The 20,655-nt window shown below is 74.0% G+C and carries 16 protein-coding genes; 9 read left to right on the top strand and 7 right to left on the bottom strand.

The window, feature by feature from the left end; translation table 11 throughout:
• Positions 1-71: 71 nt before the first annotated feature.
• Positions 72-3,701, bottom strand: coding sequence for a S8 family serine peptidase (locus DEI91_RS03865; protein WP_111051010.1), 3,630 nt, complete (start codon positions 3,699-3,701; stop codon positions 72-74).
• Between the two features lie 156 nt (positions 3,702-3,857).
• Between DEI91_RS03865 and DEI91_RS03860 the strand changes: the two genes are divergently transcribed.
• The 4 genes from DEI91_RS03860 to DEI91_RS03845 all read left to right on the top strand — a co-directional run bounded on the left by DEI91_RS03860 (position 3,858) and on the right by DEI91_RS03845 (position 8,990).
• Positions 3,858-4,514: a TetR/AcrR family transcriptional regulator gene (locus DEI91_RS03860; protein ID WP_111051009.1), complete on the top strand. Its 657-nt coding sequence runs from the start codon at positions 3,858-3,860 to the stop codon at positions 4,512-4,514.
• Entirely contained in the window at positions 4,511-5,248 is a 738-nt protein-coding gene (locus tag DEI91_RS03855) for a hypothetical protein (protein ID WP_111051008.1), read from the top strand. The genes DEI91_RS03860 and DEI91_RS03855 overlap by 4 nt, the downstream gene beginning before the upstream one ends.
• Positions 5,245-7,326: a YhgE/Pip domain-containing protein gene (locus DEI91_RS03850; protein WP_111051007.1), complete on the top strand. Its 2,082-nt coding sequence runs from the start codon at positions 5,245-5,247 to the stop codon at positions 7,324-7,326. Before DEI91_RS03855 ends, DEI91_RS03850 begins: the two co-directional genes overlap by 4 nt.
• Before the next feature lie 605 nt (positions 7,327-7,931).
• Positions 7,932-8,990, top strand: a complete 1,059-nt coding sequence (locus DEI91_RS03845) for a LacI family DNA-binding transcriptional regulator (protein ID WP_111051296.1) — start codon at positions 7,932-7,934, stop codon at positions 8,988-8,990.
• Positions 8,991-9,098: 108 nt separating this feature from the next.
• On the opposite strand, the gene DEI91_RS03840 is transcribed toward DEI91_RS03845, so the two are convergent.
• Positions 9,099-9,773: a TrmH family RNA methyltransferase gene (locus DEI91_RS03840; protein ID WP_375537663.1), complete on the bottom strand. Its 675-nt coding sequence runs from the start codon at positions 9,771-9,773 to the stop codon at positions 9,099-9,101.
• Positions 9,774-9,816: 43 nt separating this feature from the next.
• Positions 9,817-10,494, bottom strand: coding sequence for a TetR/AcrR family transcriptional regulator (locus DEI91_RS03835; protein WP_111051006.1), 678 nt, complete (start codon positions 10,492-10,494; stop codon positions 9,817-9,819).
• Positions 10,495-10,593: 99 nt separating this feature from the next.
• Between DEI91_RS03835 and DEI91_RS03830 the strand changes: the two genes are divergently transcribed.
• Positions 10,594-11,391 (top strand): HAD-IIA family hydrolase, encoded by a 798-nt coding sequence (locus DEI91_RS03830; protein ID WP_111051005.1) that lies wholly within the window; start codon positions 10,594-10,596, stop codon positions 11,389-11,391.
• Positions 11,392-11,396: 5 nt separating this feature from the next.
• Here DEI91_RS03830 and DEI91_RS03825 read toward each other — a convergent pair whose 3' ends face one another.
• Complete coding sequence (locus DEI91_RS03825) at positions 11,397-12,350, bottom strand: CPBP family intramembrane glutamic endopeptidase (RefSeq protein ID WP_111051004.1); 954 nt, start codon at positions 12,348-12,350, stop codon at positions 11,397-11,399.
• Here DEI91_RS03825 and DEI91_RS03820 point away from each other — a divergent pair.
• On the top strand, positions 12,349-13,077 hold the full coding sequence (locus DEI91_RS03820; RefSeq protein WP_111051003.1) for a metal-dependent transcriptional regulator: 729 nt from the start codon (positions 12,349-12,351) through the stop codon (positions 13,075-13,077). The two genes, DEI91_RS03825 and DEI91_RS03820, sit on opposite strands and share 2 nt — an antisense overlap.
• A 93-nt stretch (positions 13,078-13,170) precedes the next feature.
• Here the strand turns inward: DEI91_RS03820 and DEI91_RS03815 are convergent, their stop codons facing one another.
• The gene (locus DEI91_RS03815) at positions 13,171-13,815 is read right to left on the bottom strand and encodes a HEAT repeat domain-containing protein (protein ID WP_111051002.1); all 645 of its coding nucleotides are present in this window, start codon (positions 13,813-13,815) and stop codon (positions 13,171-13,173) included.
• A gap of 90 nt (positions 13,816-13,905) precedes the next feature.
• Here DEI91_RS03815 and DEI91_RS03810 point away from each other — a divergent pair, with 90 nt between their 5' ends.
• On the top strand, positions 13,906-14,856 hold the full coding sequence (locus DEI91_RS03810) for an aldo/keto reductase (protein ID WP_111051001.1): 951 nt from the start codon (positions 13,906-13,908) through the stop codon (positions 14,854-14,856).
• A gap of 84 nt (positions 14,857-14,940) precedes the next feature.
• Here the strand turns inward: DEI91_RS03810 and DEI91_RS16155 are convergent, their stop codons facing one another.
• Both DEI91_RS16155 and pyrE read right to left on the bottom strand, forming a co-directional pair.
• Positions 14,941-16,860 carry a hypothetical protein gene (locus DEI91_RS16155; RefSeq protein ID WP_111051000.1) on the bottom strand — a complete coding sequence of 640 codons (1,920 nt, stop codon included), beginning with the start codon at positions 16,858-16,860 and terminating at the stop codon, positions 14,941-14,943.
• On the bottom strand, positions 16,857-17,408 hold the full coding sequence (gene pyrE / locus DEI91_RS03800) for an orotate phosphoribosyltransferase (protein ID WP_181439465.1): 552 nt from the start codon (positions 17,406-17,408) through the stop codon (positions 16,857-16,859). Before pyrE ends, DEI91_RS16155 begins: the two co-directional genes overlap by 4 nt.
• A gap of 88 nt (positions 17,409-17,496) precedes the next feature.
• Between pyrE and DEI91_RS03795 the strand changes: the two genes are divergently transcribed.
• Complete coding sequence (locus DEI91_RS03795; RefSeq protein WP_111050998.1) at positions 17,497-19,182, top strand: hypothetical protein; 1,686 nt, start codon at positions 17,497-17,499, stop codon at positions 19,180-19,182.
• Positions 19,183-19,283: 101 nt separating this feature from the next.
• Positions 19,284-20,639, top strand: coding sequence for a peptidoglycan DD-metalloendopeptidase family protein (locus DEI91_RS03790; protein ID WP_146244197.1), 1,356 nt, complete (start codon positions 19,284-19,286; stop codon positions 20,637-20,639).
• Positions 20,640-20,655 lie beyond the last annotated feature (16 nt).

Genomic DNA, 20,655 nt, shown 5'->3' with positions numbered 1-20,655 from the left:
CTCGTCCGGCCCCGGACACGGAAGGGGTGCGGTGCCGATCGGCACCGCACCCCTGTCCTCGGCTGTCCGTCCTAGCGGCGGGACACCTTCGCGGTCGGCTCGGACGTCGCGGTCCCGTCCTGGAACCCCTTCGCCTTCGCGACGACCGTCACGGACATGCGGTGACCGACGTCCGAGGTGCCGAGCGTGTACCGCTGCGACGTGGCGCCCGCGACGACCTCGCCGTCACGGAGCCACTGGTAGCCGTAGGTCACGCGCTTGCCGTTCCACGAACCGTGCTGGGCGGCGAGCCGCTTGCCGACCACCGGGTTCCCGGAGACCGTGACCGCGCTGCCCGGGCGGAGCGCCAGGACCGGGGCGGCGACCGTCGTGGTGACGGTGTCCGCCTGGTCGCCGACCGCGTTGCCGAGGTGCAGCAGCAGCACCCGGGCGCTGGTCACGGCAGCGTCGCGGGTGACGCGGAGCGAGCCACGGTCGGCGAACAGCACGCCGGTCGAGGTGCCCTGCGCGAAGGTGAGCGCCGGCGCCGTCGGGTCGTAGGTCGCCTCGGCCGTCTCGTCGACGACGTACGAACCGCTCGTGGCGAGTGCCGGGGCGTACGCCGACTCGGTGAGGACCGAGTACGAGAACGCCTTCGTGGCACCGATCGTGGCGGCCTGCACGGTCAGGACCTTCACCGCACTGTCGAACGTGTTGAGGTCCTGCCCCGCGGTGCCGCCGTTGAGCGGCTGCGAGTCGACGGTCTTGCCGGTCGCCAGGTCCACCGTGGTGGCGAACGTGGCGTCGACCGTGGCCGACTTCGCGTCGTACACCAGGTAGTCCGGCTCGCCGTCACGGTCGGTGTCGATGAGCACCTCGACGTTCGTCACGGCACCGGGGTTCGCGTCGGGGCCGGCCGTCTGCACGCCGAACGCCAGCGTGCCCGAGGCCGCGTCGTAGTTCGCGCCGAAGGCACGGACGTCGGCTGCTCGCAGCGACTGCTCGGCCGAACCCGCCGGGACCGGCTCCTGGCCGTCCGTCCCACCGAGCACGAACGGTGCGACCGCCGCGTGGTACCCCGTCGTCGCGTCACCCTGGTCGACCGTGCGCCCGGTGAGGGCGAGGTCGGCCGTGGTCTCCCCGGCAGCGAAGGTCACGTCGGAACCGTGCACGGCGCTGACCGGCTTCGGGGCCACGTAGGCACCGAGGCGGAGCGGGTTGAGCTTCCGGTCGGTCGGCGCGAAGGACACGACCCCGGACTCGGCCGCGACGAACTCACGCTGGTAGCCGGACTGCACCGGCTCCTGGGTGGGGTCGATGACGCGACGCAGCTGCGTCGGGTCGGCGATCGTGTACGTCAGCTTGACGGTCGCGGTGCCGTGCGCCGGAGCGGTGACCCGCTTCGTGCTGAGCGCGAGGGTGACGCCCGGCTGGTCCACCTGGGCCTGGTAGGCCACGTCGTACGTGTGCGGGCGGCCGTCGGTGTTCTGGATCTGCAGGGTCCGGGACTCGCTGGTCTTCCCGCTGACCTCGACGACGCCGAACGAGGCGGTGACGAGCTGGTCGTTCTCGATGCTGCGGACCGTGGTCCCGGCCGTGACCGCCTGCAGCGCGTCCACACGGCCGGTGCCCTGTCGGAGCAGCGTGGCCGTGCGGTCGCCCTGCTCGACGTCGTGGGTGGCGGTGTTCATCACGGCGGCCTTGACCTGCGGGGCCGTCCACGACGGGTGGGACTCGAACGTCAGCGCGACGATGCCGGCCACGTGGGGCGTGGCCATCGACGTGCCGCTCATCGACATGCGGTCGTCACCGGTGCCGTTGGCCGCGGAGATCACGTTCACGCCGGGGCCGGCGACGTCCGGCTTGACGACGTCGTCGAACGAGCCGTGCACGCCACGGCTGGTGAACGGCGCGAGTGTGTTCACGCTCGCCGCGTCGGTCGCCAGTTCGGTGCCCTTGAGCTCCTCGGCGAACCGCACGTGCAGGGTCCCGGCCTTCGCGGCGGCCTGGAGGCTCGCCACACTGTCCGAGGTCAGCTCGGCACCCGGGATGGTCGCGTTCCCCGCGATGCCCGAGTCGAAGCTGGTCACGGTCCCGGCGAGCAGGACGCCGACACCGCCGGCAGCCTGCACGTTGGTGAAGCGCACACCGGAGCCGCACTCGAGCGCCCCGTCCGTCCACTTCAGCCAGACGACCTTTCCCGCGATCGTCGCGGCCTCGTCCGCGCTGAACGCCGCGCACCCGTCGATGTTCGTGCTCGGGACGACGACGTCGCCCTCGACCGGCAGGTCGCCCTGGTAGTTCTGCGAGTACTGCGAGCGGTACGTGCCCGCGACGTCGGCCGGCGCGGTCGCCTGCACGCCGTCGAACAGCGACTGACCGGTGGCGCTCGCGGCGACGGTCAGGGCGCCCTCGGCATTGCCCGGCGAACCACCGATGTCGGTGAAGTCGTCGGCGTTGCCGGAGGCGATGACGGGCAGGACACCGCGGGCGGTGAGCGCGTCGATCTTCGCGTTGTCGGGGTCGTCCGGTGCGCCGTAGTCGGAGCCGAGCGACAGGTTGAGGACGTTGATGTCCTTGCCCTCGGTCAGCGCCTGACCGACCCAGTCGAGCGCGGCACCGGTCAGGTCGGTGGACCCGCCCCCGTCGCCGAACACCTTCAGGGCGTAGAGCCCGGCCTCGGGCGCGGTACCCGGGCCGATCCACATGTCCTGCACCTGCTGCGTGGTGAGCTTCGTGTAGTCACCGCGGAAGGTCTGCTTGTCGGCGTCGAGCCCGTACCCCGCCGCGGTGCCGGACACGTGCGTGCCGTGGTCGCCGCCCTTGCCGTCGATCGGGTTCGCGTCCGGAGCCGGGGTCGGGTCGTACGCCGGGTCACTCGAGTCGGCGTTGTAGGTCGGGCCGGCGAAGTCGTAGCCGCCCAGGAACTTCGATGCGTCGAACCAGCTCGGGTCGGGTGCTCCGGTGCTCGCGAGCGCGGCGTCGTACGCGGCCGTGGTGCCCGGTCCGCCGAAGTCGGCCTGCGTGTAGTCGAGCCCGGTGTCGAGCACGGCGACGTTCACACCCTTGCCGGTGCGTCCGGTCTGCTGCCAGGCGTCGAGCGCCCGGGTGTAGACGTCGCTGGCGGCGTTCTGCGGCGCGACGCCGTCGGCGCCGGGTCGCACGAGGCTCGGGTCGACGCCGGAGGGCGCGGCGCCGGCGTCGGCGTTGACCGTCGGCTCGACGACCTTCTTCGGCGTGAGCGGGATGACGCTCTCGACGTCCGAGCGGGCGGCCACCTTCCGCAGGGCTGCGACGTCGGCGACGACCGCGACACCCGGCACGGTGTACTCGGTCGAGTACAGCTCGGTCGCATCATCGTCAGCCTGCTGGACGGCGTCACTGACGGCGTCCGTGGTCGCGGTGATCGCCTCGACGCGCTGCTTCGCGGCCGACGACGGTGCCTTCGACCTGGTGAGGTCGCCGCCCTTGGCCTGCGCGTCGACCTCGAGCGCGCCCTGGCCGGTCGTCCGCACGAACGCGGCGATCGTCTTCGCGGGCTTCGCGTCGCGCAGCGGCTGCGCGAGCTTGAGGTCCGCCGCGGACAGGCCGGACGGCGCCGCGGACGCGGCTCCGCCGACGGCGAGCCCGCCGCACGCCAGGGCGGCGACGGCGATGCCGGCGGTCAGGACGCGTGCGACGCGGGAGGGGTTCGGGTCGTGGTTCGGTGTTTCACGGTTCAAAGGGCGCACTCCGGTTCATCCGTGTTCCGTGGGAATTGGTGTGAAGTTATGCGGCCGTTCACAGCTGGCGCAGTCCGCTCTTCGGGGGACGTGCCCTGTCCGGGGGGTGCCTCCGAACAACTTGCACACGTGTGTGCACGTTATTACGATGGCCTCGTGACCACCCCCGATCCGCCTGTCCGCGCGCCACGGCGCGATGCAGCCGAGAACCGCGCCGCCCTGATCGACGCCGCGAGGACCGTCCTGCAGGGTGATCCGGACGCCGCACTCGAGACCATCGCCACCGCCGCCGGGCTGTCCCGGCGTGCGGTCTACGGACACTTCCCGTCCCGCGACGACCTCGTGCGCGAGGTCGTGACCACCGGCGCCACCCGCGTGGCCGCCGCGATGCCGACCGCGTCCGACCTCGGGGCGCTCCCGCCCGCGGCCCGGCTCGCGGCGATCGCGGTGACGCTCTGGACCGAGGTCTCGCACGTGCGCTCGATGGCCCGCGTCGCGATCCGCAGTCCGTTCGGCGAGTCCGTCGCCGAGGTCTTCGCGCCCCTGCGCGCCCAGGTCCGCACCGCGTGTGCGCTCGGGATCGCGGACGGCTCGATGCGCGACGACGTCGACGCCGACACCCTCGGTCGACTGGTCGAGGGAGCCTGCATCGCCGTCCTCGACGAGGCCACGCGATCCGGCACGAGCGACGAGGACGGCCGCCGCATGGTCGTCCTCTCCGCACTCGGCATGGCCGGCATCGACTGGCGCACCGCGATGCTCTCCGAGCCGGTCACCCCCGCCACCCCGAACTCCGTGGAGGAACCCGCATGACCCTCGAACTCGACCACGTCGGCATCGGGGACGCCCCCGGAGCCGCGCTGCCCGTCGTCTCCGCCGTCGCCGCCCCCGGGCACCCGGGCATCCTCGCGGTGGAGACGGAACAGGCCCCCGTGCTCGCGTCCCTCGTCGCCGGGGGTCGCATGACGCCGGACACCGGACGGGTCCTGCTCGACGGACACGACGACCCCGCGGCCGTCCGCCGCGCGTTCGCCCTCGTCGACACCCCGGGCGTCGCCGAGCCCTTCCCCGTCATGAGCCTCAAGCGCATCGTGCACGAGGAGCTCGCCTTCGCCGGGCGTCGGCCCTCCCGCGCGGACGTCGCGACCGTCCTCGAGGAACTCGACATGACGACCTGGGCCGACACGCACGTGCAGCGTGTCCCGACCGACGTCCGCATCCGACTGCTCGCCGAGCTGGCGCTCCTGCGTCCGGACGTCACCGGGCTCGTGATCACGTCGCCCGAGCGGCACGGCGGAGCGACCGCGGAGTGGTTCGCCGTCGTGCGGGACATCGCCCGGCGCGGCGTGACCGTCGTGCTCGTCACCTCGAAGGCCGCAGCCGAGGCGGCGAGCGCCCTGCTCGACACCATCACCGACCACGGCGACGCGGCAGACACCACCCAGGGTCCCGAGGACGCGACCCGGTCCGGGAGCAGCCCCACCGGCCTCCCGGCCGACACCTCCGACACCACCGACGCAACCGCTCCCCTGGAGACCCGCTCGTGACCATCCCCTCGCTCGTCCGCGCCGAACTCGCGCGCCTGACCGCCACCCCGCTCGCCCGCCTGGCGTTCATCGCCCTCATGTGCGTGCCGCTGCTGTACGGCGGCGCCTACCTCTGGGCCAACCGCGACCCGTACGCCAAACTCGACCAGATCCCGGCCGCCATCGTCGACCAGGACGCCGGGGCCACCCTCGACGGCGAGCGCGTCGACTACGGGAAGGACGTGGCGGAGGAGGCGATCGACGGGCACGACTTCGACTGGACCGAGACCACCGCCGCCGACGCCCGGTCCGGCGTGCGCAACGGCACGTACGACTTCGTCGTGACGATCCCGCACGACTTCTCGGCGTCCCTGGCGTCGGCGCAGTCCGACCACCCGGAGCGCGCCGAACTCGTCATGACCACGGCGGACACGAACTCCTACCTCGCCTCGACCATCGCGGAGCAGGCCGGCAAGACCATGCGGACGGCCGTCGCCGAGCGTGTCGGGAAGGAAGCGGCGACCACGCTGCTCGTCGGGCTCGCGGACGTGCGGGACAGCCTCGGGGACGCGGTCGACGGCGCCGGTGAGCTCGCCTCCGGTGCAACCGAAGCCGCGAACGGGGCGGACCGGCTCGAGGACGGCACCGCGGAACTGGCTGCCGGCGCCGGGACCCTGGCGTCCAGCACGGCTGCACTGCCCTCGCAGACGGCGCAGCTCGACTCGGGCGCGCAGCAGGTCGCGACCGGAGCGGCGTCCCTGGCCACGGGCCTCCGGTCGGCGCAGCAGCAGACGGCCGCGCTGCCGGACCAGACGCGGCAGCTCGCCGACGGTGCCGCGCAGGTCGCGGCCGGCAACGCCGAACTGGCCGCCCGCGTCGACGAGGCGAACACGACCGTGCAGGCGATCCAGCCCGTCGACGCGGACGCCGTCCTGCAGGACATCACCGCGAACCTGCCCGAGGGCGTCACCCTGACGCCGGAGCAGCAGCAGGCCCTGACCGCCACCGTCACCTCGGCCGTCGACCGGGCGAACAGCGCCGGAGTGGACGCGAAGCAGCAGCTCGGTGCGACCACGCAGCAGATCGACACGCTCAGCGCCGGTGCCCGCCAGGTGTCCGACGGCGCGGCAGCACTGGCCGACGCCGCCCCGCAGCTGTCGTCCGGCATCGCCACCGCCGCGGACGGCGCCTCGACGCTGTCGACCGGTGCCGCACAGGTGGCCGCGGGGACGCAGCGGTTGGCCGACGCCGCCCCGCAGCTGTCCTCGGGAGCGTCGCAGCTCGCCACCGGTGCGGCCTCGGCGGACGACGGTGCGCAGTCGCTCGCCACCGGCGTGCACGCACTCGAGTCCGGCTCGTCGGAGCTGGCGTCGCAGCTGGACGAGGGCCGGACGGAGATCCCCGCGTCGACCGCGTCGTCGCGGAACGCACAGGCCTCCGTCATCTCGGACCCGGTCACGGTCGGCGACGACAACATCGCCGCGGCCTCGAACTACGGAGCCGGCCTCGCACCGTTCTTCATCTCGCTCGCCGCGTGGATCGGCATGTACGCACTGTTCCTCATCCTCAAACCGATCTCGAAGCGCGCCATCACCGCCGTGCGCCGACCCCTGCGCGTCGTGTTCGGCGGCTGGCTCACCCCGGCGCTCCTCGGCGTCGTGCAGATGGCCGCGCTGTTCCTGATCGTCCGGTACGCCCTCGACCTCGACGTCGTGCACGCCGGCGGGACGGTCGGCGTCATGGTCCTGGCGTCGGCGACCTTCGCGGCGATCATCATGACGCTCAACGTGCTGCTCGGCTCGGTCGGGCAGTTCCTCGGCCTGGTGCTCATGCTCATCCAGCTCGTCACCGCGGGCGGCACGTTCCCCTGGCAGACCCTGCCCGGGCCGCTCGCCGCGCTGCACTTCGCCCTGCCGATGACCTACTCCGTCGACGCGATCCGGCAGACGATGTACGGCGGCTCGCTCGGCACGGCGTGGAGCGACGCGGGCGTGCTGCTCTGCTGGTTGCTCGGCGCGCTGCTGGTGTCGTACCTCGTCACGGCGCGGCAGACGCGGACGCGGACGCTGCGCGACCTGCGGCCGAGCCTGATCGGGTAGGCGGGGCGCGGGCCGGCGCGGGCCGGCGCGGGCCGGCGCAGGCCGGCCCCGCACGACCAGATCCGCTCCGCACCACGCACTCCCGCGGTGCGGACCGGTTCCTGTTACGCCCAGCCAGGGGTCGGGCGCGGCGGCGGCCGGGAGGCGCGCGGCCAGCCCGCCCCGGGCCTCCCGCCCCGTGCGCCGCCCCGTAGGCGGCGCGGGCCGGACCCGCACGACCAGATCCGCTCCGCACCACGCACTCCCGCGGTGCGGACCGGTTCCTGTTACGCCAAGCCAGGGGTCGGGCACGACGGCGGCCGGGAGGCACGCGGCCAGACCGCCCCGGGCCTCCCGCCCCGGGCCTCCCGCGCCGTGCGCCGCCCCGTAGGCGGCGCGGGCCGGACCCGCACGACCAGATCCGCTCCGCACCACGCACTCCCGCGGTGCGGACCGGTTCCTGTTGCGCCCAGCTAGGGGCCGCGCACGGCGGCGGCCGGGAGGCGCGCGGCCAGCCCGCCCCGGGCCTCCCGCCCCGTCCGCCGCCCGGCAGGGCGTGGAGCGCGACAGCGCTAGCATCGGGGAGACGCATCCGGCGGATGCGCAGCCGGAGGTCGAGGATGACGATGGGGAACACCAAGCCCGCGACGATCTACGACGTCGCCGCGCGTGCGGGGGTGTCGAAGTCGCTCGTGTCCCTCGTGTTGCAGCGCTCCCCGCGCGTGAGCGAGCAGCGTCGGGCGGCCGTCCTCGCGGCGATCCAGGAGCTGGACTACCGACCGTCGACCGCCGCGGTGTCGCTCGCCGGCACCCGCTCCCGGACGATCGGGGTCGTGCTCGACGACTTCCGGAACCAGTGGTTCGTCGACCTGCTGACCGGCCTCCGCGAGGCGCTGCAGGACCAGGGTCACCGACTCGTCGTCGCCGACCGCTTCCTGAACACCGGGCTCGACGCCTCCCCCGTCGAGGGCTTCCTGTCCATGCGGGTCGAGGGACTCGTCATCGCCGGGGAGCCCGACACCGACCTCGCGATCCCGGCGAGCACCCCCGTCGTCGTCGCGGGCGGCCGGGCAGCGCTCGCCCGCGCCGACACCGTCGCGAACGACGACCTCGCCGGCGGGCGCATGGCGGCCGAGCACCTCATCGAACTCGGGCACGTGCGGCTCGGCTTCGTCGGCGGGCACTCGGCGGCGAGCGACGCACGGCTCGAGGGCTGGCGTTCCGCCATCGACGCTGCGGGCGCACGGGCTGGACGGACGGCGTCGGCCGGCGTCGTCGGGGCGACCGGTGCGGCGGCGTCGACCGACGTGACGGGGGTGGCCGTGGTCCTCGCAGCCGACGTCACCGAGGAGACCGGGTCCGCCGGGACACACCGCCTCCTCGACGAGCACCCCGAGGTGACCGCGGTGTTCGCCGCGAACGACGTGACCGCCCTGGGCGCGATGTCCGCCATCGCCGAACGAGGGCTGCGCGTGCCCGAGGACATCTCGGTGATGGGGTACGACGACACCCCGATCGCGGCCTCGCGGTACGTGGGCCTGACGAGCATCGACGACCGCAGCATCGACATCGGCCGCGGTGCCGGGGTGCGGCTGCTCGAACGCATCGCGGACCCGGGGCTGACCCCCACCGAGGTCCTGGTCGAGCCGCGGCTCGTCGCCCGCCGGACGACCGCGGCGCGCTGACCCGCCTGCGCGGGACCCGCCCCGCCGGCCCCGGCGAGCCACCGCGGCTCGTGGCCCGTCGGACGCCCGGCGGACCGGTGCACGCCGCCCCCGGAGACGCGGTCCGTGTCAGCCCGGCAGCACGGCGTGCTGCACGACCCACCCGTGCATGACGATCGCGGCAGCCGCTGAGGCGTTGATGCTCCGCGTCGACCCGAACTGCGTGATCTCGAGGTGCCCGTCGGCGCCCGCGACCGCCTCGTCCGTGAGCCCCGGCCCCTCCTGCCCGAACAGGAACACGCAGCGCTCGGGGATCGCGGCGGTCTCGATGCGCTCGGCCCCCGGGGTGTTGTCGATCGCCACGACCGGTCGCCCCTCGTCCCGCATGGCCGCGAGGAACGCGGCGACGTCCTCGTGGTGCCGCACGTGCTGGTACCGGTCGGTGACCATCGCCCCGCGGCGGTTCCAGCGGCGTCGGCCGATGATGTGCACGGTCCCGGCCAGGAAGGCGTTGGCGCTCCGCACGATGGACCCGATGTTCAGGTCGTGCTGCCAGTTCTCGATCGCCACGTCGAACGCGTGCCGGCGGGTGTCCAGGTCGGCGACGATCGCCGCCATCGACCAGTACCGGAAGCGGTCGACGACGTTGCGGGTGTCGCCGTGCTCGAGCAGTTCCGGGTCGTACTGCGGCCCCTCGGGCCACGGCCGTGGGTGCGGCCCGACGCCGTGCGTCGTCGCCTCGTGTGTGGGCGGCAGCGCCGGAGTCGGCTCCGGCAGGTCGCCGGACGGGAGGCCCTGGGTCACGTGACCAGCGTACGGCGCGTGCACCGCGCCTCCCGTCCGGCGCTCAGCCCGCGGCCCGCCCCCCGGCGTCCGCGACCCGCGTCTCGATGCCCCCGATCAGCACGTCGAGCCCGAGCGCGAAGCGCGTCTCGTACGAGTGCTCGCCGAGGACCTCCCCGACGAGCCGGTGCCGCTCGGGCCGCCCGGCCTCGGCGTCACCGCGCCCGACCTGCACGGCGGTGTGTCCGACGACGAAGTCGTAGACGACGAAGAACGCGTACATCGCCTCGGTGTCGGAGAGGCCGGCCGCGCGGAGGGCCCCGACGACCGTCGCGACGACGGCGTCCGACTCCGACGATGCGAGCGGCGCGCGGCTGCTGTGCGACTCGAGGACGAGCGGGTGCCGGATGAGCAGGTCGCGGAAGGTGGTGGCGAAGACCCGGACCACGGCGCGCCAGTCGTCGGGCCAGACGAAGGTGGCGGTGAACTCGTCGACGGTCCGGCGGACGAGTTCGGCGTGCAGGTCGTCGAGTCCGCCGATCGTCCGGTGCACGGTCATCGGGGCGACGCCGAGGGCGGCGCCGAGCGCACGGAACGACAGGCGGTCCAGGCCGTCCTCGTTCGCGATGACGGTGGCGGCGTCGATGACCTGGTCACGGGAGAGGACGTTCGGTCGACCGCGGCGACGAGGTGTCGCTGCGGCGCCGTCCGGGCTGGGACGGGAGTCCTGGTCGACGAGCACGGGCTTCCTCCTGACGGTTCCGGTACGCGTACGGGAACGCGTACCGAAAGCCTAGGGCACTTCGGGATTCCGCCCTGGACTGCCCACTACGCTTGCCGCATGGCATCCCGCGACGAGGTCGAGTGCTGGCTGACGGACATGGACGGCGTGCTCGTCCACGAGAACCAGGCGCTCCCCGGCGCTCCCGAGCTGATCCAGCAGTGGCTCGACGAGGGTACGGAGTTCCTCGTCCTGACCAACAACTCGATCTTCACGCCGCGCGACCTCAGCGCCCGACTGCGGAGCTCCGGGCTGCACGTGCCCGAAGAGCGCATCTGGACGAGCGCGCTCGCGACGGCGGACTTCTGCCGCTCGCAGATGCCCGGCGGCTCCGCGTTCGTGATCGGTGAGGCCGGCATGACCACCGCCCTGCACGAGGCCGGCTTCATCATGACCGAGACGGCTCCGGACTACGTCGTCGTCGGAGAGACGCGGAACTACTCGTTCGAGGCGATCACGAAGGCCGTCCGCCTGATCCGCGACGGCGCGCGCTTCATCGTGACGAACCCGGACGCGACGGGACCGAGCGCCGAGGGCGTCCTGCCTGCGACCGGCGCCATCGCCGCGATGATCGAGAAGGCCACCGGCAAGCAGCCGTACGTCGTCGGCAAGCCGAACCCGATGATGTTCCGCTCGGCGATGAACCGGATCGGCGCGCACTCCGAGAACACCGGCATGATCGGCGACCGGATGGACACCGACGTGCAGGCCGGCATCGAAGCGGGCCTGCACACCGTGCTCGTCATGACGGGCATCAGCGACCAGGCCGAGATCGACCGGTACCCGTTCCGCCCGAGCGAGGTCATCTCCGGCGTGCACGAGCTGCTGCACACCGAGCCGTACGAGGTGGAGATCTAGTCCGGTCAGCCGGCCAGCTGCGCCGGGGCCTCCGCTCCGGTCGGGAGGCCCGCCTCCGGACCGCGCACCGCGACGGCTCCCATGGGCGGTACGGTCCGCCACCGGCGGCGCAGGCGCCGGCCCCGGTCGTCCCGCCACGCGACGACCCCGCCGGCGACGACGCCGAGCAGCAGGACCGCGATCGTCGCGAGACCGAGCAGCCCGACGAGCAGGAGGTCGACCGAGCCCGGGTCCGAGGCGCTGACGCCGATCGCGCCGAAGTCCCAGAACGCGTGCAGCAGCACCGGCGCGAGCAGGGTGCCGGTCAGGCGCCGGGCCAGGTAGAGCACCGACCCGAACGTCGTGGCGAACACGACCTGCAGGACGGTCGTGGCCACCGGGGCGCCCGACAGGACGTTCACGAAGTGGAGCAGTCCGAACAGCAGGCTCGAGACCGCCCACACCCAGGACTCCGGCAGGCGGCGCCGGAGCCCGACGAGCAGGACCCCGCGGGTCAACAGCTCCTCGAAGACACCGACGAGCAGGACCCCGAGCGCGAGGAGCAGGAAGTACCGCAGGCTCTTGCCATCCCAGTCGAGGAGCGGCAGCCGGAGGAGGCACACCGCCAGGACGAGGACCGGCGCCACGATGGTCCACCGCGGCCCGCCGCGCACCGGGTCGACCGTCGCGATGCGCCACCACCCGAGCGCCGTGACGACGACCGCCAGGATCCCCGCCACGATCGCCTCGGGGACGACGAGGTCGTGCACAACGCTCTCGATCGTGCGGCCGAGCGTCGGGTAGTCGTCGCTCGGCCGGGCCCGGACGATGCTCACGACGGCGAAGACGACGAGCGGAGCGACCCCGATCAGCAGCGACGGCGGGACCGGCCACCACCCGCGACGACGACGGCGGACGGCAGGAGGCTGGACGGGGGTCACCTCCCGGTTGTACCAGGAGCGGCCGTACCATTGGCCCATGCGCCTGCCCTCGCTCAGCACGATGGCCGAGGACTACGTCAAGCTCGTCTGGAAGGCCGGCGAGCGCGGCGACGACGGCCTCGCCACCCGGGACATCGCGGCGGCGCTGCGAGTCTCGGCGTCGACCGTGTCCGGCAACCTCCGCAAGCTCGACCGGGACGGCCTCATCGAGCACACCCCGTACCGCGGCGTCGTGCTCACCCCGCTCGGTCGGCAGGCCGCGGTGGCGATGGTCCGTCGGCACCGCCTCATCGAGACGTTCCTGGTCGAGCGACTCGGGTACTCCTGGGACGAGGTGCACACCGAGGCGGAGGCACTCGAGCACGCCGTGTCCGAGACGTTCCTCGACCGGGTGGACGCGGACCTCGGCCATCCGACGCACGACCCGCACGGCGACCCGATCCCGGGCGCGGACGGCGTCGTCCCGGACTCCCCCGGAGCCCTGCTCGGCACGGTCGACCCCGGCGTCTGCGGGACCGTGGGGCGGGTGTCGGACGACGACCCGGCACTCCTGCGGTACTTCGACGAGCTCGGGGTCGGACTCGGCACGCACCTCCGCGTCGAGCGCGTGCGGGACTACGCGGGTGTCGTCGCGGTCACGCGGCGGGACGCCGGCGGGACGGAGGCGCCGCTGGACCTCCCGGCCGCCGCGGCGACGGCCATCTGGCTGACGCCCGACGCCCCGCACCGACCAGACGCCCCGCACCGACCAGACGCCCCGCACTGACCCGACACCCGCACTGACCCGACGCCCGCACTGCCCCGGCGCCGCCGCGCCCGGCCCGCGCCGCGCCGCCCGGCAGCGGCACCCGCGGCGCGCTCAGCCCTTCGCCGACCGCGTCCGGCCGAGCGCGACCTCCCGCCGAGCCCGTGCGAGCGCGAGCGCCGAGCCCGCGTCCGGGTCCTCGAGCAACCGCACGGTCTCGGCCGCGTGCTCCCGCACCGCGGCGTTCCGGTGCTCCGCCGCCACGGCGAGGACGGGCGCGGCGGCCTCGGACCCGAGCCCGGCGATCGCCCGGCTCAGCGCCAGCCGGGTCTCCTCGTCCCCGTGCCCGAGCTGCACGGCGAGCGTCTTCGCGAGCTCCGGCCGTCCGGACTCCGGCGCGAGCAGGACGGCAGCGCGCCAGGCGGTCCGGGCGACTCCCGGGTCGAGGTCGGACAGCCGTTCCGCGACCTGCGGGTACACGGCGCCGTCGCGGATCTTCGACAGGGTGTGCAGCGCCTGGCTCCGTGCCTGCGCCTCGGGCCGCTCGAGTTCCGGGAGCAGCCGCGGCACGACCACCGCGGCCGGGAGGCGCACCAGCGCCCAGGTGAGCATCTCGCGGACCTGCAGGTCGGGTTCGACCGCGCACTGCTCGACGAGGGTGTCGAGCTCGTCCACGGACGGGGTCGTCCCGGCGGCCATCACCGCCCGGAGTCGGACGGCGGGACGGGGGTCGGTCAGGTACGAAGCGAGCGTCGGCATGGCCCTCCCACCTCACCCCTCGCACCTGGGTGCCGGCTCGGCGCGCGGCATAGCGTGGACCGGATCGTTCCGACCTGAAAGGACCGTCACATGCCCCGCATCGGCTCCAGTGACCTCACCGTCTTCCCCCTCGCCCTCGGCGGCAACGTCTTCGGCTGGACCGCCGACGAGGCCACCTCGCACCAGGTCCTCGACGCCTACACCGGCGCCGGCGGCGACTTCGTCGACACCGCGGACGTGTACTCCGCCTGGGGCGACGGCAACTCCGGCGGCGAGTCCGAGACCGTGATCGGCTCGTGGTTCGCCGCGTCGGGCAAGCGCGACGACGTGACGATCGCCACGAAGGTGTCGCAGCACCCGGAGTTCCGCGGCCTGTCGGCGGAGACCGTCGCGAAGGCTGCCCGTGCGAGCCTCCAGCGCCTCGGGACGGACCGGATCGACCTGTACTACGCGCACTTCGACGACCAGGACACCCCGCTCGAGGAGACGGTCCGCGCCTTCGACCAGCTCGTCCGCGAGGGTCTGGTCCGCTACACCGCGATCTCGAACTACTCGGCCGAGCGTGCGTCCGAGTGGATCCGCATCGCGGAGGAGCACGACCTCGCGGTGCCGGTCGCGATCCAGCCGCACTACAACCTCGTGACGCGCGAGCCCTACGAGTCCGAGATCGCCCCGCTCGCCGCCCGGGAGCACCTCGGCGTCGTGCCGTACTTCGCGCTCGCCGCCGGGTTCCTGACCGGCAAGTACCGCTCGTCCCAGGACGTCGCCGGCAAGGACCGTGAGGGCCAGGTCTCCGGCTACTTCTCGGACCAGGGGCTCGCCGTCGTGGACGCCCTGTCCGCGATCGCGTCCGCGCACACCACGGAGATCGCCTCGGTCGCGCTCGCCTGGCTGCAGGCACAGCCGGACGTCGTCGCCCCGATCGCGTCGGCCCGGAACACCGAGCAGCTGCCGGCGCTCCTGGCCTCGGCCGACCTCGAACTCAGCGCCGAGGAGCTGCAGACCCTCACCGACGTGTCGGCGGCAGTGCCGACGTCCTGACGGACGGCACCGCGAGGCGGACGGGAGGCTCCCCACCAGCTGGTGCGGAGCCTCCCGTCCGTCGTCACCGCGGTCCGGCAGGCGTCAGTCGGCGGCCGGTGGCACCTCGGTCAGCACGGCCGCCGCGGCGGCCGGACTGCTCGACGGCGCTGCCGGGTGGTCCTCGATGGTGTTGCCGAGGAGCCACCTGGTGAGCAGGAAGACGACGACGAGCAGCACGACGATGATCGCGATCGAGCCGTAGACCAGGAGCTGCTTCCCGCGCCGGCCCTCGCTCTGCAGGCGCGCGAAGCCCTCGTTGATGAAGTTGTCACGGTCCCCGGTCGACGCCTCGGCTGATCCGTCCCGGGGCGCGGTGCGCCGGGCGGCAGCGGGCGCGACCGGCATCATGCGCGTGCTGGTGTCCTCCGGGAGACCGCGGATCTGGTCGATCGCCTCGGTGCCGAACAGGTCCTTGATGACGCCGGTGTCGCTCGTCTCGCGCCCCTGCCACTCGGACTGGTCGATGTCCTCGGGCCCGAGCAGCCGGGGCGTCCCGTCCCGCTCGGGCACGGCGTACGGGTCGGACCTGCGGTCCGTGTCGGTCGCCTCGTCGGCACCGACGGCCCGGTCGTCCCAGGTGGGGAGCGGTTCCGGTTCCCGGCGAGCGGCACGCGGCTCGACCAGTGGCGGGACGCGGTCGGCGGGGACGACCCGCGGCGACTCGTCGTCCTCCGCCTCCCACCACGGTGCGGCGGCGGCCGGCGGCACGACGGGCGGGACGACCGACGGCGGCACCGGGGCTGCCGAGCGGGGGGCGAACGCGGCGGTGGGGGCCGGTCCCACGTCGACGGCGGGGTCGTCCAGGTCGTCGTCCAGGTCGTCGTGGAGACCGTCGCGGCGTCCACGGGCGACGGCGTCGCGGTCGAGGGGCATCGCGACCGTGGCGTCGTCGGTCACGTCACCCGGGAAGACCTCCCCGGTCCGGGCGGCCTCGTCGCTGAGCGACCAGCTCGAGCCGCCCGACGGCGTGGTCTGCTCGCCGGCCGGGTCGTCTGCGGCGGACGCTGCGGCCGCGGCGTCGTCGGCGGCTGCGGCGTCGTCGGCGGCGTCGTCGGCGGCTGCGGCGTCCGGCGCCGTCGTCCCGGTCGCCCAGGACCCCGCGGCGACCAGGTTCGTGTCGAACGCGTCCCGGGTCAGCGTCGTCGGCACCTCACCGGTCTCCTCGCCGAGGACGGACCAGTCGAACGGGCGGTCGGCCTGCGGGGCCCCGTCCGCGTCGTCGTGCAGGCGGAGCAGCTCCGTGAAGGTCGGCGGCTCGTCGGTCGTGGGCAGGACGTCCTCGACGCCGAGCGGTTGCGCCTCCGGCCCGCCGGCGAGGGCCGGTGGCACGGGCACGTCGACCGGCGGCACCGCACCGGACGTCGCGCGACCGAGCCAGTCCACGTCGGAGCGGCCGACGCCGTCCGGATCGGTGCGGCGACGCTCGTCCTCGATCGCCCGGGCCTCCGCGGCGCGGGCCTGCCGGTCGGAGCGGGCCGTCGGCAGGGTGATGGCACGCGGATCGGGGGCGTTCGACACCGGTGGCACGGTCGCGGGGGGCGGGACCCGACCGGCGACGCCGCCGGGCAGCGCGAGTTCCTCGGGCATCGAGATCGCCTGTGTCGCGCCGGGGTCGAACTCGGACGCGGGAGCCGGCTCGGGCTCCGGGACCGACGCGGGAGCCGGTGCCGACGTGGGAGCCGGGACGGACGCCGGCGCGACCGGCACGGACGCGGGGGCCGTGAACGGCTCGGGTTCCGGTCGACCGGCCTGCCGGGCGGCGCGCTCGGCCTCGCGACGCTCCCGACGGGAGGGCCACTCGTCCTCGGTCAGGGGTGCGCCGAAGATGTCGGCTGCACTGCGGAGACCGGAGAACGGAGCGTCCGGGGCGGGCGCACGCCGGGCCTCCAGGCCGTCGTCCCCGGAGTCGGGGGTGACGGTGCCGTCGGGCTCGCGCGCGTCGTCCGGACGCTCCTCGGTCACGCGGACAACCCCAGGTCGGCCAGCCCGATGGCCGCGAGGTACGGGTACCCAGCCGCCTCGATCTTCTCCTTCGCGCCGGTGTCCCGGTCGACGACGACCGCGACGGCCGCGATGACCGCTCCCTCGCGCTCGAGCGCCTCGGCTGCCTTCAGGGGCGACCCGCCCGTGGTCGAGGTGTCCTCGAGCACGACGACGCGCTTGCCGCGGACGTCGGGGCCCTCGACCTGGCGGCCGCGGCCGTGGTCCTTCGGCTCCTTGCGGACGACGAACGCGTCGTAGGCCAGGCCACGGGCCGCGGCCTGGTGCAGCACGGCGGTCGCGATCGGGTCGGCGCCCATGGTCAACCCGCCGACCGCGACGACGCCCTCGACGTCGGCGATCAGGTCGGTCATGACCTGGCCGATGAGGGGCGCGACGCGGTGGTCGAGGCTCACCTTGCGGAGGTCGATGTAGTACGACGCCTGCTTCCCGCTGGTCAGCGTGAAGTCGCCGTGGAAGACCGCATCGGCCTTGATGTGCTCGATCAACTGCTCGCGCGCGTGGGTCACGGTGCCCAAGATTAGCGGGCGAGGTCGCCGAGCGCTCCCGGAGGGCTCCGTCCGGTTGTCGCGACGTCGGCGCAGGTACGCTCCGGTCATGCCCCTCGCCCGACCGCGGGACCGTGCCCCGCAGCTCGAGGCCGGTGCCCGTCGCCCCCGTGCAGCCGTCGTGCGGGCGGTCGGGCACGAGGCGGTCGGCGTGCTCCTCGCGCTGGCCCTGGCGGTCGTCGCGCTCCGTCACGTCCTCGCCACGGCGCGGGTCGCCCTGCTCTGGTACGACGGCGACTCCGTGCTCCTGCCGCTCGTGGCGCGGTCGATCGCGCTCGGGCAGCCGTTCGAGTGGGCGATGTCGCCAGCGCTGTTCTTCTTCCCCGAGCTGCCGGTCTACCTGGCCGTCTCCGCCGTCACCGCGACACCCCAGCAGGCCCTGGCGCTGAACGGCGTCCTCGTGCTGCTCGCCGTGTACGCGCTCGTGCGGGCGGCCGCGAACGAGCTCATGTCCGCCGCTGCCCGTCCGGCCCGGATCGCGGTGTCGGTCCTCGCCGTCGTGCTCGTGACGATGCTCGTCCTGACCGAGTCCTCGGCGACCGCGACGTCCCTCGAGCTCGCCTCCCTGCTCCTCACGACGACCTACTACTACGGGGCCGTGCTCGCGATGCTCGCCACCGCGGTGCTCGTGCTGCGCACCGTCCGGACCGGCCGGGCGTCGGTGCCGATGCTCGGGACCGTCGGCGTCCTGGCGGCGCTGACCACCGCCTCGAACCCGCTGTACGTGCCGTGGTCGGCGGGGCCCGTCGTCGTGACCCTCGGGCTGCTCGTCGTCGCCCGGCGCGTCCCGTGGCGACCTCCGGCCCTGGTCGCCGGCGCGCTCACCGCCGGCGCCGCGCTCGGGTACCTCGTCCGGATCCCGCTCCGTCCCTTCGTCTCGCTGGACCCGTCGACGTACGTGCACCCGGAGCGGGCCGGCGCGACGGCGGCGTTCTTCGCGGCGCTCACCGACGAGCGTGCCGCCTCGGCCTCGGGGGACGCGGGGCTGCTGCTCATGCTGCTCGGCGTGCTGCTCAGCGCGGGTGGGACGGTGTGGGCCTGGCGGTCGCGGTCCTCGCGCGCGGTGCTGCTCGCGACCGCGCTGCCGCTCGTGACGATCGTGGCGGTGTCCGTCGGCGTCGTCGTCGCCGGCTCGCAGACGCCCCGCTACCTCGAGCCCGTCGTGACGATGCCGCTCCTGGCGCTCGTCGCGGTCTGCGAACTCGCCCGCACCGCGGTCCGGCAGACCCGGCTGCACCGGCCCACGCGCACCCTGCGCACGGTGTCGGCGGTCGTCGCCGCGCTGGTCCTGGTCGCGGGTGTCGCGGTGACGCCGGGCACCGTCCGGTCGGTCGTCGACGCCCGGTACGGGCCGGTCGCGTGCCTCGACCGGTGGGTCGACGCGCACCGCACGGCGGACCGCGACCCCGTCGGCGTCGGGCAGTTCTGGACGATCCGACCGCTCGCCGCGTACGCGGACCGGGACGTCCGGTTGCTCCAGGTCCGCGACACGTTCGACACCTACCCGTGGCTCGTCGACCTGGGCGCCTACCGGGACGCCCGGCCGGACTACGTGGTCGTCGGGTCCGGTGACGTCTGGACGACCCCGGTGGAGGACTCGCTCGGTCCGCCGGCGACGATCACGCACTGTGGCGGGTACGACGTGCACGACTACGCGGGCACCCGCGGCGCGGAGGTGCTGCGGAGCACGGTCGTCGGATCGGCGGACCGGATCCTCCGCGAGCGCGGCTTCTGACGGTCACACCGTCCTCCACAGCCTCGATCACGCCACGGATCCGTCCACAGCGGAGCGTCGCCGCAGCGGAGCGCCTGTGGAGATGTATAGGCTCCGTTGCGATGTCTCGCTCCGTGGTCACCGCCCCCCGTCCCCGCTCCGCGCCGACGGCCAGACGGCGCCTGCTCGCCACCGGGCTGGCGATCGCCGGTCTCATCGGCACGCTCGTCCTCGACGCGCCCGCCGCCCAGGCCGCCACGTACCCCTCGTGGGACGACGTGGTCGCGGCGCGCGGCAAGGAGTCCGCCAAGCAGTCGCAGATCGTCGAGATCCGCGGGATCATCGACGGTCTGTCGGAGGACGTCGACGCCGCTCGTGCCGAGGCCGAACGCCTCGGTGCCGCCTTCGAGGCCGCCCAGCGCAAGGCCCTGCGTGCCGCCGAGAAGGAGCAGGCGCTGCGGTCCGACGCAGAGGAGCACGCCGAGGTCGCCGAGGCGAGTGCCGCCCAGGCCGGCCGGTTCGCCGCACAGATGGCGCGCTCCGGCGGAGCCGACGTCACCACCAGCGTGCTGGCCGGTGGCGAGGACGCACGTGACCTCCTCTACGACCTCGGCGCGCTGAGCAAGCTGTCCGAGCAGGCCGAACGCGTCGAGACCGCGGCCACCAACGACGCCTCCGTCGCCCGGTCGCTCACCGACCAGGCCGACCGCGCCGCCCTCGCGCTCGAGGACCTCGCGCAGGCCGCACAGGACCGGATGAGCGAAGCCCAGGCCGCCTCCGACCGCGCTCAGGCCGCGTACGACGAGCAAGAGGCGAACAAGTCCCGACTGGAGGCCCAGCTCGCCTCCCTGACGTCCGGTCGCGCCACGACCGAGGCCCAGTACGAGAAGGGCGAGCGGATCCGCAAGGCGGAGGAGGAGCGTCGGCGCAAGGCGCTCGAAGCCGAGCTCGCCCGGCAGCAGCGCGCCCAGGCGGCTGCGGCAGCAGCGGCTGCGGCGAACCAGGGCGGCGGCGGCGGCGCCCCGGTCAGTTCCGGCGGCGGTGGCGCCGCTCCCGGCTCGGGGTCCGGCTCCGGCTGGGTGCGTCCGGCGGGCGGCTGGATCACGAGCGGCTACGGCGTGCGCGTCAACCCCTACACGGGCGCCACGGCGATGCACGACGGCATCGACCTCGGCAGCGGCTGCTCGACCGCGATCGTCGCCGCGTCCGCGGGCACGGTCGAGTACGTCGGCCCGTACGGCGGGTACGGCAACTACGTCCGCATCAACCACGGCGGTGGCGTCCGGACCGCGTACGGCCACATCGTCAACGGCGGCTTCCGGGTCTCGCCCGGCCAGCGGGTGAACGCGGGGACGCTCATCGCCCTCGTCGGGTCCACGGGCAACTCGACCGGGTGCCACCTGCACTTCGAGACGCACGTCGGCGGCGGCACCGTGAACCCGGTGCCGTTCATGGGCGCCCGCGGCGTCGGCTTCTAGTCCGGCACCACCGCGC

The sequence above is a fragment of the Curtobacterium sp. MCBD17_032 genome (genome assembly GCF_003234855.1).
Classification (GTDB): Bacteria; Actinomycetota; Actinomycetes; order Actinomycetales; family Microbacteriaceae; genus Curtobacterium.
Note: the sequence above shows the minus strand (reverse complement) of the source record. Positions and strands in the feature narration are given on the sequence as shown.

What these genes read in the sequence shown, in the direction of transcription:
- DEI91_RS03815 (WP_111051002.1), bottom strand. Translation starts at nt 13,815, where the DNA reads ATGCCGACGCTCGCTTCGTACCTGACCGACCCCCGTCCCGCCGTCCGA.
- DEI91_RS03820 (WP_111051003.1), top strand. Translation starts at nt 12,349, where the DNA reads ATGCGCCTGCCCTCGCTCAGCACGATGGCCGAGGACTACGTCAAGCTC.
- DEI91_RS03795 (WP_111050998.1), top strand. Translation starts at nt 17,497, where the DNA reads ATGCCCCTCGCCCGACCGCGGGACCGTGCCCCGCAGCTCGAGGCCGGT.
- DEI91_RS03845 (WP_111051296.1), top strand. Translation starts at nt 7,932, where the DNA reads ATGGGGAACACCAAGCCCGCGACGATCTACGACGTCGCCGCGCGTGCG.
- DEI91_RS03810 (WP_111051001.1), top strand. Translation starts at nt 13,906, where the DNA reads ATGCCCCGCATCGGCTCCAGTGACCTCACCGTCTTCCCCCTCGCCCTC.
- DEI91_RS03790 (WP_146244197.1), top strand. Translation starts at nt 19,284, where the DNA reads ATGTCTCGCTCCGTGGTCACCGCCCCCCGTCCCCGCTCCGCGCCGACG.
- DEI91_RS03830 (WP_111051005.1), top strand. Translation starts at nt 10,594, where the DNA reads ATGGCATCCCGCGACGAGGTCGAGTGCTGGCTGACGGACATGGACGGC.
- DEI91_RS03855 (WP_111051008.1), top strand. Translation starts at nt 4,511, where the DNA reads ATGACCCTCGAACTCGACCACGTCGGCATCGGGGACGCCCCCGGAGCC.
- DEI91_RS03825 (WP_111051004.1), bottom strand. Translation starts at nt 12,350, where the DNA reads ATGGGCCAATGGTACGGCCGCTCCTGGTACAACCGGGAGGTGACCCCC.